This window comes from Paenibacillus sp. PCH8 (assembly GCF_002968835.1).
GTDB lineage: Bacteria > Bacillota > Bacilli > Paenibacillales > Paenibacillaceae > Paenibacillus.
The window spans coordinates 1,603,424-1,617,260 of record NZ_PKQK01000001.1; the positions used below are offsets into that span (position 1 = coordinate 1,603,424).

10 protein-coding genes are annotated in these 13,837 nt (G+C 48.3%); 6 read left to right on the forward strand and 4 right to left on the reverse strand.

Features of this window, described 5'->3' with window-relative positions:
- The first annotated feature begins 214 nt into the window (after positions 1-214).
- Positions 215-1,000 carry an ABC transporter ATP-binding protein gene (locus C0Q44_RS07050; RefSeq protein ID WP_105406631.1) on the forward strand — a complete coding sequence of 262 codons (786 nt, stop codon included), beginning with the start codon at positions 215-217 and terminating at the stop codon, positions 998-1,000.
- Position 1,001: 1 nt separating this feature from the next.
- Entirely contained in the window at positions 1,002-2,669 is a 1,668-nt protein-coding gene (locus C0Q44_RS07055; protein WP_105406632.1) for a hypothetical protein, read from the forward strand.
- A 637-nt stretch (positions 2,670-3,306) separates the two neighbouring features.
- On the opposite strand, the gene C0Q44_RS31420 is transcribed toward C0Q44_RS07055, so the two are convergent.
- Positions 3,307-4,722: a Leu/Phe/Val dehydrogenase gene (locus tag C0Q44_RS31420; protein ID WP_105406633.1), complete on the reverse strand. Its 1,416-nt coding sequence runs from the start codon at positions 4,720-4,722 to the stop codon at positions 3,307-3,309.
- Positions 4,723-5,070: 348 nt separating this feature from the next.
- Here C0Q44_RS31420 and C0Q44_RS07065 point away from each other — a divergent pair, with 348 nt between their 5' ends.
- Both C0Q44_RS07065 and C0Q44_RS07070 read left to right on the forward strand, forming a co-directional pair.
- A complete protein-coding gene (locus tag C0Q44_RS07065; RefSeq protein ID WP_105406634.1) occupies positions 5,071-5,586 on the forward strand; it encodes a DUF2179 domain-containing protein in 516 nt (171 codons plus the stop codon).
- A gap of 291 nt (positions 5,587-5,877) precedes the next feature.
- On the forward strand, positions 5,878-7,314 hold the full coding sequence (locus tag C0Q44_RS07070) for a pectate lyase family protein (RefSeq protein ID WP_483874450.1): 1,437 nt from the start codon (positions 5,878-5,880) through the stop codon (positions 7,312-7,314).
- 261 nt (positions 7,315-7,575) lie between these two features.
- Here the strand turns inward: C0Q44_RS07070 and C0Q44_RS07075 are convergent, their stop codons facing one another.
- The 3 genes from C0Q44_RS07075 to C0Q44_RS07085 all read right to left on the reverse strand — a co-directional run bounded on the left by C0Q44_RS07075 (position 7,576) and on the right by C0Q44_RS07085 (position 11,168).
- On the reverse strand, positions 7,576-8,592 hold the full coding sequence (locus tag C0Q44_RS07075; protein ID WP_105406636.1) for a LacI family DNA-binding transcriptional regulator: 1,017 nt from the start codon (positions 8,590-8,592) through the stop codon (positions 7,576-7,578).
- Between the two features lie 207 nt (positions 8,593-8,799).
- Complete coding sequence (locus C0Q44_RS07080; protein ID WP_105406637.1) at positions 8,800-9,984, reverse strand: glycoside hydrolase family 130 protein; 1,185 nt, start codon at positions 9,982-9,984, stop codon at positions 8,800-8,802.
- Positions 9,981-11,168, reverse strand: coding sequence for an AGE family epimerase/isomerase (locus tag C0Q44_RS07085; RefSeq protein ID WP_105406638.1), 1,188 nt, complete (start codon positions 11,166-11,168; stop codon positions 9,981-9,983). The genes C0Q44_RS07080 and C0Q44_RS07085 overlap by 4 nt, the downstream gene beginning before the upstream one ends.
- Positions 11,169-11,391: 223 nt before the next feature.
- Between C0Q44_RS07085 and C0Q44_RS07090 the strand changes: the two genes are divergently transcribed.
- Both C0Q44_RS07090 and C0Q44_RS07095 read left to right on the forward strand, forming a co-directional pair.
- Entirely contained in the window at positions 11,392-12,705 is a 1,314-nt protein-coding gene (locus tag C0Q44_RS07090; protein WP_105406639.1) for an ABC transporter substrate-binding protein, read from the forward strand.
- Positions 12,706-12,949: 244 nt separating this feature from the next.
- Positions 12,950-13,837: a carbohydrate ABC transporter permease gene (locus C0Q44_RS07095; protein ID WP_105406640.1), complete on the forward strand. Its 888-nt coding sequence runs from the start codon at positions 12,950-12,952 to the stop codon at positions 13,835-13,837.

A 13,837-nucleotide genomic window follows, 5' to 3' on the forward strand; every position in this document is an offset into this window, starting at 1 on the left:
AAATAGGTACCACATAGACATGAAGGCCTTTGTCTCTCACCTTATGGTGGGACAGGGGCTTTTTGATATTTGTACCATGGGTACGCAAATCTATAGTTGGGTAGATATCGAGATGATAGCGCACATCGCGGCCTTTTTCCGATCATTACCATTCCAAACTGTGGTAAACTAGTAGAATTGTAGAAATAGATAGAGACAGGAGCTGGATAACGAAGTGAGTGGAGAACAAGTGCTGTCAATTGAAGGCTTGCGTATGAGATACAACGGGCGCTATGTATTGAATGGCATCGATCTGGACGTGAATCGGGGAGAGATGATTGGATATATTGGCCCGAACGGGGCCGGCAAGAGTACAACGGTCAAGATTTTACTCGGATTGGTTGAAGGGTATGTGGGTACGGTGCGCATTTTTGGCAAAGATATCGCGGATGGCGATGTGGAATATAAACGCAGAATCGGTTATGTGCCGGAAGTTGCTGAGCTGTATGAACAATTAACCCCGGCAGAATATCTGACGTTTACGGGAGAGCTATATGGGTTGTCCTATGAGGATGCAGATTATAAAGCCAAGCTGTTGATGGATTGTTTTGGACTGGAAAAATCATATCATTCCCGTATTGCATCTTTCTCCAAAGGTATGCGCCAGAAAGTGCTGCTGATCTCTGCGCTGTTGCATGATCCGGACCTGCTGTTCCTGGATGAACCGCTCAGTGGACTGGATGCGAACAGTGTGATGGTGGTGAAAGAGATTATGTCGCAGTTGTCAGCGAAAGGCACAACCATCTTCTATTCGTCACACATTATGGATGTGGTGGAGAAGATCAGTAGTCGAATTGTATTGATCGCCGAGGGTCGTGTGGTGGCAGACGGTACGTTCAAGCAGCTTCAGCAGCAATCAATGGAAGGATCACTGGAGGAAGTATTCAACCAATTGACGGGCTTTAATGAGCATGTGGCCATTGCGGAGCGATTCGTGTCGATTGTACAGGAGGTGTACTGATATGGAGGAACCCTCCGACTTCCGCATGCTGAAGATCCTGGATCGCTTTCGGCCGATCATTGCCAGAACAGGGGCTGATTATGATGTACTGCGCCTGATTTTGAGAGTGAAATTCCAGATGGATCAGCGTAGAGTGCCTACGATTCTGTCAACAAACTCCGCGAAAAAGGAGCCCAAGGAAGGGAATCAGTTTCTTCGTTCCCTGTGGTTGTATGGATTAATGGGACTGATGATGGTACCCTTTGTCGTCTGGGATACAGGGCATTTCATGCTCCAAATGGGTCTTATGTTCGGCATATTAATGTTCATGATCATGACATCCATGATCTCGGACTTTTCCTCCGTGCTGCTGGACATTCGGGATCGCAATATTATTATGACGAAGCCGGTAAATGGGCGTACGGTGGGAATGGCCCGAGCCATACATGCAGGCGTCTATCTGCTACTGCTGACGGGTTCATTAACAGGCGTACCGCTAATCGCCGGGTTAATTACGCACGGAATCGGATTCTTCCTGATCTTCCTCGTGGAATTGATTCTAATCAATATGCTAATTCTGGTGACAACGTCTCTGATCTATCTATTCATGATGAAGTTTCTGGATGGCGAGAAGCTGAAGGATATGATCAATATGGTGCAGATTCTGCTATCGGTTGGAATCGCAGTTGGTTATCAGTTCTTGATCCGTTCGTTTAATATTATTGATTTTAATATGGTATTCACCCCAGCCTGGTGGCAGCTGCTATTGCCTCCATTATGGTATGCGGCTGTATATGAGTGGTTATTCGCCGGAGGCGGGGATGTGTGGATCTATACGTTCACAGCACTGGCAGTCCTCGTTCCAGTTGTGAGTCTGATCGTATATGTGAAGCTTATGCCTTCCTTTGAATTGTATTTGGAAAAAATGGCGCACTCGGGTCAGTCCTCTGGACGCAGACGCGGAAGATGGGATCGCCTGATTTCCAAGTTGGTCAGTCGTTCCAGAGAAGAGCAAGCTTGCTTCCGTCTGTCAGCCAGCATGATGCGCAGTGAACGAGAATTCAAGCTGAAGGTATATCCATCGCTTGGTTTATCATTTGTCTTACCATATGTCTTCTGGTTCACCGAGTTACAATCGTCCACCTGGGCCGAATTCAGGCAGAGTTCATTCGTGTATACCTTTTACATCATGCTGATTCTGGTGGTATCGGTTGTAGTCATGCTGAAGTATTCCGGACAGTATAAGGCGTTCTGGACGTTTCGCGCTGCACCCATGGCCAATGAAAATGCATTATATAAAGGTGCCCTGAAGGCATTCTTATGTAACATGTTCATACCTGTATTTCTGTTGAACGCGATCGTGTTCACCTGGACATTTGGATTGCGGATTCTGCCGGACATTGGAATAATTCTGCTGACTGCTACGGCGCTTGTACCACTGGCAGGCAAGTTGTTGCTGCGTAAGCCGCCGTTCTCTCAATCCTTCGGTGTAGCGCAGCAAAGTGATGGTTGGTATATATTTGCCGCTTTCCCGGTGCTCGCCTTGCTGTGGGGTATTCATGTCTTTATCCGTTCTATGTCCGGGGGGATCTGGATCTACGGTGCAATTCTGATTATAGCGAATGTGTTGCTGTGGACGCTATTATATCGGGTAAAGAAGCCACTGGAGAAAAGGTCGGTGGCAGTTTAAGAAGAGAGTAGGAGATTAAGAGAGTGTAAAAGAGGAAAAGAGAGTTAACCTCGACGCTAATGTCGAGGTCAGCTCTTTTTGACATGGATGCTTCAGCAGAGAAATCCTTGTCCTAAGCGCTAACGAACCTGAGACAACCTATTCGGTTGAATGATCAGAATAATAAATTCTAACGAATCTCAGTAACGCTATGGCTTCGCAAAATAGGTTTTTAGCTTGAAAAATAATCATTCTAGGCATAATAGCGCCTCTGTGATTCGTTAGATATCAGGCTGGCGCTAAAAGGGGCGAATAACGTGTATCAGATCCGTTAGAACACAGTAAAGCAGATGAAGACTCTCTTTCCAGGTACGTTGGAATCTAGTGAAGTCCATAATGAGTGCCGCGTACATTAGAACGTAGAATCAGTAGCTTGGGTGAAGAGTGACTTGGCGGTGCGATATATTTAGGCGACAAGGTGTTCGGATGCAGAAGGTATGTCCAGTGAAGCGAATAATAAATGCGTGTAACAAAGTGTTCAGGAGAGTATATATCAGGTTCAGCTGCGTGAGAACGCCGTTAGGTACATCATCAGCTTGAAGTGTAATTTTTTTTGGAATGGATTCGTTTTTTGCATCTTTGGACACGGTGGGGCATCTTATTTCTTATTCTTATGGGCTGATTGCAGGATGGATTCCGCCAGCTGATCTGCAGCATCGGCTGTGGAGATCGCAGAATGTACCGCTTCTGCGTACACTTTGCCCAGCGTGCCTGCAATCCCCGCTACCTTTTGGCGGATCAGGGCAGGCCCCGCGCCTTTCAGCTCGTAGGCGGTGCTGATGATGCCGCCTGCGTTGAGCACATAGTCAGGCGCGTACAGAATGCCGCGCGCCTGCATGCGGCCAACAACCAGCTGTCGTTCACTCAGCTGGTTGTTGGCCGCCCCGGCAACGATAGAGCAGCGCAGCTCCTCCACCGTTGCCGGGGTCAGTACGCCCCCCAGGGCACAGGGGGCGAACACCTTGCAGTCAGCGGCGTGAATATGGGCCGGATCGGCCGGAATGGCGCCGCTGAACTGCACAAGGGCACGTTGTACACGCTCCGGTACAACGTCTGCCACAATGAGCCGTGCCCCGGCTGCATGCAGGCGACGGCACAGGGCATGCCCGACCTTGCCCAGTCCCTGGACGGCAACGGGAATGCCCTGCAGATCGGCTACGCCCTGGTGACGCAGCGAGGTCACGATGCCGATGTATACACCATAGGCAGTCATCTCGGCCGTAAAATCGTCCTGGGCGCCAAGCGAACCCGTGGTATCCGTCACATATGTCGTCTCCACCCGGATCTGGTCCATGTCTGACGCCGTGGTACCCAGATCCAAACCTGTCACGAAGCGACCGTTCAGTCGCTCCAGACAACGCCCCAGCGCCCGGAAGCGCTGTGCCCGAGCGGTTACAACACCAGCAAGACCGCCCGGCTCAGTCTGCCCTTTGCTTACATCTGTTCCCGTTCTCGTCCTTAAATCTGCATCCTCGCCTACATTTACTCCCATCCTTGTCTCAGCCTTAGCCCCGGTTTCTGCTCCGGCCCTTGCGTCTAATTCCGCTCGTGCTTCTGCTTCCGCTCTCGTCCTTAAATCTGCATCCTCGCCTACATTTACTCCCATCCCCGTCTCAGCCTTAGCCCTAGTTTCCGCTCTCACTCCTGCATCCAATTCCGCACTCACACCACTCTGACCGCACTGACCCTTGGTGATATGCTCACCGTTCTGTGAGCTAGGATGGTCGTCATCCCGTTTAGCATGCTGTGCAAAGGGCACATCCCATACAACGGCTTTTCCGCCGCCATAAGGCAGACCGGAAATGGCATTTTTGTACGTCATACCTTTGGCGAGCTTCATGGCGTCCCGAACAGCATCCTGCTCGGAAGCGTATGTCCAGCAGCGACAACCACCCAGTGCAGGTCCAAGAGCTGTACTATGAATGGCAATGATGGCCTTCAATCCACTATGAGGATCATGGCAAAATATGAGTTCTTCCATGCCTTCCCGCTCCATCTCCTGCCATAGCTGCATAACGTTCCCCCCTGTTGATTTCACTCATCCATCCCGTGCTCCGCATCTGTGCTCCTGTGTGAGGTTGCTTGGATTCATCGATGATACAGCATATTCACGGATAGCGATTTTCGCCCCTGGGGCCTCCGATGGGTTGATAATCGGTACAAACGGTTCTATAATGGCAGTTCTGGCATGCCAGAGAGCAGAAGATGTCTCCCAATTTACATCCTACCGTTTAGAATAAGGGTATAACGTCCAATGATGGAGATAGAGTGAACGTACAGGAAGCATAAATGAAACGAAATCGTCGAGTATATGCAGCACAGGGCTGATTCCGTTGTGAAGGCCAGGAAAGAGGGATTACGATTGTTTAAAATATTGGTATTTATCTTTTTGATCCAGATTGTATACGTATCGGCGTACACACTCCGGATGATTCTAACGCTCAAAGGACAGAAATATATCGCCGCGTTGATCAGCACAGGTGAGATTGTGATCTATGTGCTCGGGCTGAATCTGGTGCTCAAATATCTCACCCAACCTTCCGCATTAATCGTCTACGCTGTGGGTTATGGGCTTGGTGTATTACTGGGTGCCTGGATCGAAGAAAAAATTGCGCTTGGCTATATTACAGTTAAAGTGATATGTAATCAGCTAGGTAGCAACGTAGCGAATGCCCTGCGAGATAAGGGTTACGGCGTTACCGCTTGGGTGGGTAGTGGACGTGATGGAGATCGTTTGGTCATGGAGATTCTGGCGAAACGCAAAAACCAGAAGTTACTGTATCAGACCATTCTGGATCTGGACCCGAAGGCATTTGTCATTACCGTGGAACCCAAACAGTTCCATGGCGGCTTCTGGACACGTTCCATTAAAAAGTAGAATCGAGCAGGTCTGCAGCAGATGCAGTCCTGCTTTTTGGTATTTCATACGTGTCTCCTATCCAACATTGTTTTGCCTCTGTGAATCAACCCCGCCCATGCCACACTCCAAGTTAACTTCGTACGATTCAAGGTTGCTTACAGTACAAATTCTTGCCACACCATTCTTTCCCCCTTACATGTGAGATAGGGATTATTGTTGTAATCGCTTTCGACATTTATATTGAGGACATGTCCTTTGTAACATGGCATGACAGCGATGGGCGAATGTAATCATTATATTTCGGAAGGAATGGAATCGATGAAAATTAAATTTCGAAGCTTATGCAGCACAGCCTTGGCTCTAACCTTGGGGCTAACATTATTGTCCGGACCGGCAAGTGTACAGGCAGCGGGTAACGCGGACTACAATCTCACGGGCTTCTCCCAAGGTAACACAGGCGGCGGGATTATTAGCGAATCGAACACAGCCACGTACAAGAAGGTGTACAATGCGACCGATCTGGCGTTGGCTCTGAAAAAGAACTCGGGTGTCAAAGTCGTTGAGATCATGAACGATCTGAATCTGGGATGGAATGAAATTCCGAGCGCAGCGCAGACTTCTCCTTTTGCCAAGCATAATGATGCGCTGACGCATCCCGTCTTGAAACAGACAGGGGTTAGCAAGATTACGATTGATGGTTTCAATGGACTCACGATCTTCTCTGCCAACGGTTCCACAATCCAACACGCAGCGATCAGCATCAAGCGAAGCTCGAATGTCATCATCCGCAACCTTGAATTCGATGAGTTATGGGAGTGGGATGAGTCAACCAAAGGTGACTATGACAAGAACGATTGGGATTATATCACCTTGGAGGAGAGCAGTAACGTTTGGATTGATCACTGCACATTCAATAAAGCCTATGACGGACTCGTGGATTCGAAAAAGGGAACCAGCGGCGTGACCATCTCCTGGTCCCTCTTCAAAGGGGATGACGGCAGCTCGAACAGCTGGGTTACCCAGCAGATCAATGAATTGGAAGCGAACAAAGCTTCTTATCCCATGTACAACTACCTGCGCAGCAGTGCTGTAGGTCTGAGCAAAGCGGACATCATCGCCATCTCGGGACCGCAGAAAAAAGGGCATCTGGTTGGTTCGACCAGTCTGGAAGCGGCTAACGCCAATCTGTCCATGACGCTGCACCATAACCTGTACAAGGATATCCAGGACCGGATGCCACGCCTGCGTGGAGGCAACGCACATGCATACAACATCGTGATGGATGCAACAGGGGCGCGTGCCGCTAAAGCTAAAATAACGACGGCGATGGCGACAGCAATTGCGTCCAAAGGATATAAGTTCGATATTATTGGTAACGGGGCAATCTCTACGGAAAGTGGGGCGGTATTGGTTGAGAAATCAGTCATTAAGGACGTTCTGTACCCTGTTCGCAACAATCAGACCGATCCGGCAGATCCAACCTATACTGGCAAAATCAGAGTGACCGATACCATGTATTCTTTGGATGGCAGCTCATTCCGTGGAAGCAGTGATACGTCTGGCAGCCCGCTGGCGCCAATCCCGGCCGTGGTGAAACTCTTCTCCTGGAACGGCTTCTCGACACTTCCTTACAGCTATCAGGTGGATGATCCATCCACACTGAATGCACGTCTCACCGCTTCCAATGGCGCGGGTTCAGGTAAATTGACCTGGTCCAAGGATAATTGGTTGAAGACGAGCTATTAAATGGTAAAAGTATAATTCGGTTCTGGACCAAAGATTACATTTACGGGATAACCTTCCGTTACGGCTCAGGATATGATTTCGACTCTCTGTTATAGTAAAGAGTGCTCCAGCAGCCTTGATGGCCGGGAGCACTCTTTTTGCAGATTCGTTTTATCGAAGGTATTACCACAATGATTCTTATACATCTGACGGGATGAGGGTCTGTTCTGAAACCTATACCTGCACCTGCACTTAGATGCAGTCACACTCACCCCGCAACTCTTATTGAGTCACGTTGTCTTCTGTAAGAGTGGGCGAAACACTCACCGAATCACGATAGATAATATTACCCTTCACATGTACACGGCCGAAACTGCGGTTCGGGTTGCCAACCTTCTTGAGCATGAATTGAACTGCCATACGTGCCATCTGCTCCACATCCACTTCAACGGTCGTCAGCTTGGGATCGGAGAGTGTGGCATAGATATCGTTATCGAAACCAACTACGGAGCATTGACCTGGAACCTGAATATTCATGGAAGTCAGCTTCTGAACCAGCAGATGAGCGACCTGATCACAGTTACATACAAAGGCCGTCGGCAATTGCTCCGGCAGATCCATTTCAATAAATGTACCCCGTTCATCACGGTCATTCAGAACCAGATCTGGATTCATCGGTAACCGATGTTCCAGCAAGGATTTGTAATAACCGAGGAATCGGTCCTGGATGCTGCTCGTGGAATAGAGGTTACCTACATAAGCAATGTTTCGATGTCCTTGCTGAATTAAGTAATTGGTCATCTCGTATGCAGCATAGAAGTTATCGGTAACAACGGAATCGATATCGGAATGTTCATCGTAGAAGTCGAGAAACATTTTGGGAACGTCCATCGATCGCACCAGTTCAATATAATCTTTACTAATCTGACCGAGCACGATGAAACCATCCACCTTGTTGTCGCTGTATATCTTGGGCAGGGTTAATTCCTCTTCGTCCTCCACATTCAGAATGTGCAGAATCCCGTAATACCCCTGGTCCTCCAGATGTTTGGTAATACGCTGGAACACACGTACATAGAACGACTGCGTAGGCCCGGTGAAACGTTCCGGGATAATAACGCCAATATTATGGGTTAAGCCTTCCTTCATCGAACGGGCAGCGGCATTATACCGATAACCCATCTGGGCGGCAAGCACTTTTATTTTTTCTTTTAATTCGCCACTGACGCCATCTTTATCATTCAATGCTTTCGAGACGGTCACACTGCTGACCCCGAGCTTGTCGGCGATATCCCGCATGGTGATATTGTTCTTCAGCTTATGGTCGCCTCCTTCAAGCCGGTATAGGTACAATGTGCTGTCATTATGATTAACGCTTGCTTATTCACACATAATAACAATCCATATTAGTATACATCGTTACCCAAGTGGAATAAAGAAATTCTAGCTGATGCTGCGCTATTTTCTAGCATATTTCATCTTTCCGCTGAAGGTTATCTTCGCAGATTAGACCATTTGCTTCTGGAGAAGCTTCTCGTTTCGTTCAATCAGCTCACCGCGCTGACTGGCGCAGTCCAGGGAACGATACGGATCAGCTGGTGTATTGAACGTATAATCGACCAGTTTCTCCAGCGTGGTTGTTGCCACATGACAGCGGGTATCACTGGATGCGTAATAGATAAAGACTTCTTCCTTCTCATTGACCACAGCACCGTTGCAGAAAATAACATTGGACACATCGCCTACCCGCTCGTCGTCATAAGGAGCAATGAAGTGACCACCCGGCTTGGCGATGATACGCGCCGGATTATTCAGATCGGTGGCGAAGGTGTATAACACATAACGCAGGCCTGCTGCGGTGTTCCGTACCCCGTGAGCAATGTGAATCCAGCCGCGATCCGTCTTGAGCGGAGCAGGGCCCTGGCCGTTTTTGACCTCGTAGACCGTATGATATTGCCGTTCGTCGATGATCGTCTCTTCATGAATGACCGGGTTCAAGATATTCTCACACAGACCAAAGGCGATTCCGCCGCCGCTGCCGGTCGAGATGAATCCGTCCTGTGGACGTGTGTAGAAGGCATACTTTCCATCCACGAATTCCGGGTGCAATACGACATTACGTTGCTGTGGTGAGTTCGTTGTGATGTTGGGCAACCGTTCCCAGCTTGTAAGATCTCTTGTACGAACCAGTCCTGCCTGTGCAACTGCGCTGGACGTGTCAAAAGCGGGAGCCTCCGGGTCTTTGCGTTCTGAGCAATAGATACCATAGATCCAGCCATCTTCATGTTGAACAAGACGCATGTCATACTGATTGGTTTCATCCGCATCGATATCTTCCCAGACTAATGGTTTTCCTGTGAAACGGAACCCGTCAACCCCATTGTCGCTCTCGGCGAGCGCAAAGATCGATTTACGATCCAATCCTTCGGTACGAATAACCATGATGTATTTGCCATTGAAATAGATGGCTCCAGGATTCAATGTCGCATTAATGCCCAGGCGTTCCATAAAATGCGGGTTGGTCTTCTCATCCAGATCGAATCTCCAATGCAGCGGTACATGATGGCGAGTGATTACCGGGTAGTGGTACCGATCATATACGCCATTGTAGAAGGAAGAATTGATCTCATTGGGACGAGTAAGCAGTTGTTCCTGTTTCTCCAGTAACTCCTTGTATTTCCGGTGTATCATTCTGATCCCATCCTCTCGATTAGTTCAATGCAAAAACGGCTATTGTGATATGGGCATTTCCACGGTCCGGCAATTTCGCTCTGATCCGGTATACCGTTCCCGTCAACCGACCAGTACCATTCCCCACCAGCGCGCTGATCAATGATGTTTTCTTTCGTATAGTTCCACAGACGTTTCACTCTCTCCAGAAATAATGGATCACCGGTGCGCTCATATGCGTTATAGAAACCAACCATGGCTTCGGCCTGAACCCACCAGATCCGATTCTCGTCCACATGATTTCCCTCTTGTTCATTCATCAGCGAGCCATCTGCGAGCACAGCCACATTGGAGATGTTATAGGCAATATCCGTGACCATCGCGGCATACGCCGGATGTTGTTTCAATCCCAGTACGTTCAACGCTTCGTCGATCAGCCAGCTTGCTTCAATGTCATGTCCGAACGAGCGCAGATCGATGATGGATTCCCACTGTTTGTTGAAAAACACCCCGAGAAACTTCGTATCCTTGTCATACACCCGTTCATATAGAATCCTCAGCAGTCGTTCCAGCGCCGCCTTCACTTGTTGATCCGGCCACACGCTATAGAGCGTGGTGTAGGCCTCTAACACATGGATATGCGTATTCATCGTGTAATCCGCAATAACCCCATTTTCGCTCAGCATTTCATTGGGCTGTTCATTCCATAAGCGATCAAACTGCTCCTTGTATGCAGGCAGTTCGGCATCCAGACCTTTGTCCTCAATTAGAGCAAAAAGCGTTTTCGCAAGTTCCAATGCAGAAGCATCCCCAGTTGCACGATAATACTCACTGAGTGAGTACACACCGAATGATTGCGCATACACATGTTTGCTCGTATCTAACGCTTCCCCTGTAGTATCTACCATCCAGTACATGCCGCCATATTTGGTATCCATCACATGATCTGCGAGAAAACGATAGGCATGTTGAGCGTGATCGCGCCATCTTTCGTTTCCGGTAACCCGATACGCTGCTGCAAAAGACCAGAGTTGCCGTGCCGTGGCAATACCGCCTTTGGGTGCCTGTTGATTAACCTGAAGATCATTGCCGACCCAACCGTAGAATCCACCGTGGGTTGTATCTTTGAGGTTGGACCAGAAGGGGAGAATGTGCTTTTCCCAATGTTCCTTAATTTCAGCCTTGATCTGAGTCGTTTGAGTCATGAGTGAGCGCTCCTTCAACATAACATGTATCATGATTAATTAAGTTATCGGTAACTTTATTCAATAATATTAGTGTCGTGCAAAGGCGTTGTCAACGATTCATATCACAAAACGTTTGAGGTAAGGTATAAATAAATCAATTGACAGGTAAGCGTTACCATAATAGAATTCATCTTGTAACCTTAACGATAACTTAACAAACTAAAGAAAGGGGTCGAAACAATTGAGGAAAAACAAAGGTTGGATGCTGGTACTGACGATGCTGCTCATCACTTCACTGCTTGCTGCATGTTCATCAGGAGGTGGAACTTCACAGGCGGGGGAGGAGATTAGTACTGATCCGGCAGACATCAAGGGTGAAATAACCGTTCTAACGCAACGTACAGATATTGTGGATACCGTATTCAAAGATTACGCTGCAGAGTTCAATAAAGAATATCCAGACGTCAAAGTGAACTTCCAGGCCTTGGCCGACTATGAAGGGCAAGTGAAGATCCGTATGAGCACCAAGGATTATGGTGACGTACTGATGATTCCAACCAGCGTTCCAATCGCGGATATCCCGGACTTTTTTGAGCCGCTGGGCACGTACGATGAATTGAAAGACCAATACACCGCGATTGAAGAACGTATGGTGGATGGTCAGGTATATGGTATTCCTACGGTCATCACGTTCTCTGGAATCATTTATAACAAAAAGGTCTTCAAAGACGCAGGCGTTACGGAACTGCCAAAAACACCAGAGCAATTCCAGGCTGCGCTTCAATTGGTCAAAGATAATACAGATGCGGTCCCGCTCTACACCAACTATGCATCCGGCTGGGCTCTCACCCAATGGGAAGCAGACCTGCCAACAGTTGCAGGCAGCGTGGATTACGTGAACGTGGACCAACCGAACACGGATGAGAACTTTGTGGCTGGAGAGCCGCACTATGAGCTATACAAAGTGCTCTACGATTCAGCCAAGAACGGTCTGATCGAGAAAGATCCAACGACAACCGACTGGGAAAGCTCCAAGGCTGATCTTGCCAAAGGCAAAATTGCCACGATGGCACTTGGTTCTTGGGCCATCACACAGATCCAAGGGTTGACGGATACCCCTGACGATATTGGATTCTTACCTTTCCCAACCCATGCAAGTGAAGTTGTGGTTCCGCTCTCCGCGGACTATAACATCGGCATGAACGTGAACAGTGAGAACAAACCTGCTGCCAAAGCCTGGATTGACTGGTTCCTGGCGAAATCGAACTACGCGGTTGAACAGGGCGGCGGTATGGATGCAGACAAAAACGCTGAATTGCCACCGATTCTGGATCAATATAAAGATGTGAAATTCTCCACGCTTACACCTGCCAAAGAAGGTCAGGAAGGTCTGGTCGACAAGATCGATAACGAAGGTGAAATTGGTCTCTGGCAGCCTGACTTTAAGAAACGCATCATCGAAGCAGGTATCGGTAACCGCAAGGAATCGTACGACGACATCATGAAAGATCTGAACGATAAGTGGGTCAAAGCACGAGCAGAACTCACGGAATAAGCAGATTGCAGCGGAGACATCGTTCTCTAAAAGCAATACGTATATCTGACCACCGTTGACACATAGCGTGGCAATGTACATTGCCTGAGGGGGAAGGGGTTCCCTTTCCATAAGGCATTTTGCATCTGGATGCAGGGTAGCGGATGTGAAATGCCACCTTTGGTGGTTGATGATCCAGCTGGACTTGGTTTGGACGTGAGTCTTTCGATATAAAGCGGTTCAACCGCTTGGAGGTGTGGAGAGCATGAAGTACTTAAAGGTTTCAAATTGGGGCTACTCAGCGCAACGGATATTTATCATCTTTGCCTTCTCAATAATTCCGTTGGCATTGCTGTTCACGTTTGCATACTTACCTGTCATTAACATGTTCAAATACAGTTTCACCGATTGGAACGGATACAGCAAAAGATTTGATTATGTTGGCTTTGAGAACTATACACGCATATTCAGTGATCCCGAATATTTCAAAGTATTTATTGTCAGCTTGTACTACTTCGTAGCCACGTTCTTACAGATGGGGTTGGCACTCTACTTTGCCACGATTCTGAGTTTCAAAGTTCGAGGCAAAAACTTCTTCAAAGGCATATTGTTCTTCCCTTATTTACTGAATGGGGTAGCCATCGGGTTTATCTTCCTCTTTTTCTTCAAACCGGATGGCACACTCGATATGCTCATGCATGCTGTTGGGCTGGGACAATACACGCAGCTCTGGCTCGGTAATCCGAACATTATTAACGTGTCACTCGCAGGTGCGTCGGTGTGGAGATACATGGGCTTCAACTTTATCATTTTCCTGGGTGCAATCTCTTCCATTCCTAAGGATGTGTATGAAGCATCCGATATTGATGGCGCCACTCGCTGGCAGCAATTCCGCCACATCATCCTGCCGAGTATTACGCGTATCCTGCAGCTCAACCTGATCTTGGCCATTAGCGGCGCAATTAGTGCGTTCGATATTCCATATATCATGACCGATGGTTCCAACGGCAGTATGACATTTGTAATCCAGACGGTTCATTTGGCGTTTAAATATGGCAAGCTGGGATTGGCATCCGCCATGGCTGTGGTGCTGCTCATGATCGTTATTCTCGTTACGCTCGTGCAGCGCGTCACCATGAAAGGGGAGGAATAA

Bases quoted from the DNA above. Each gene is read 5' to 3' on its own strand.
- C0Q44_RS07055 (WP_105406632.1), top strand. From the start codon at position 1,002: ATGGAGGAACCCTCCGACTTCCGCATGCTGAAGATCCTGGATCGCTTT.
- C0Q44_RS31420 (WP_105406633.1), bottom strand. From the start codon at position 4,722: ATGCAGCTATGGCAGGAGATGGAGCGGGAAGGCATGGAAGAACTCATA.
- C0Q44_RS07070 (WP_483874450.1), top strand. From the start codon at position 5,878: ATGGAATCGATGAAAATTAAATTTCGAAGCTTATGCAGCACAGCCTTG.
- C0Q44_RS07075 (WP_105406636.1), bottom strand. From the start codon at position 8,592: ATGCGGGATATCGCCGACAAGCTCGGGGTCAGCAGTGTGACCGTCTCG.
- C0Q44_RS07080 (WP_105406637.1), bottom strand. From the start codon at position 9,984: ATGATACACCGGAAATACAAGGAGTTACTGGAGAAACAGGAACAACTG.
- C0Q44_RS07085 (WP_105406638.1), bottom strand. From the start codon at position 11,168: ATGACTCAAACGACTCAGATCAAGGCTGAAATTAAGGAACATTGGGAA.
- C0Q44_RS07095 (WP_105406640.1), top strand. From the start codon at position 12,950: ATGAAGTACTTAAAGGTTTCAAATTGGGGCTACTCAGCGCAACGGATA.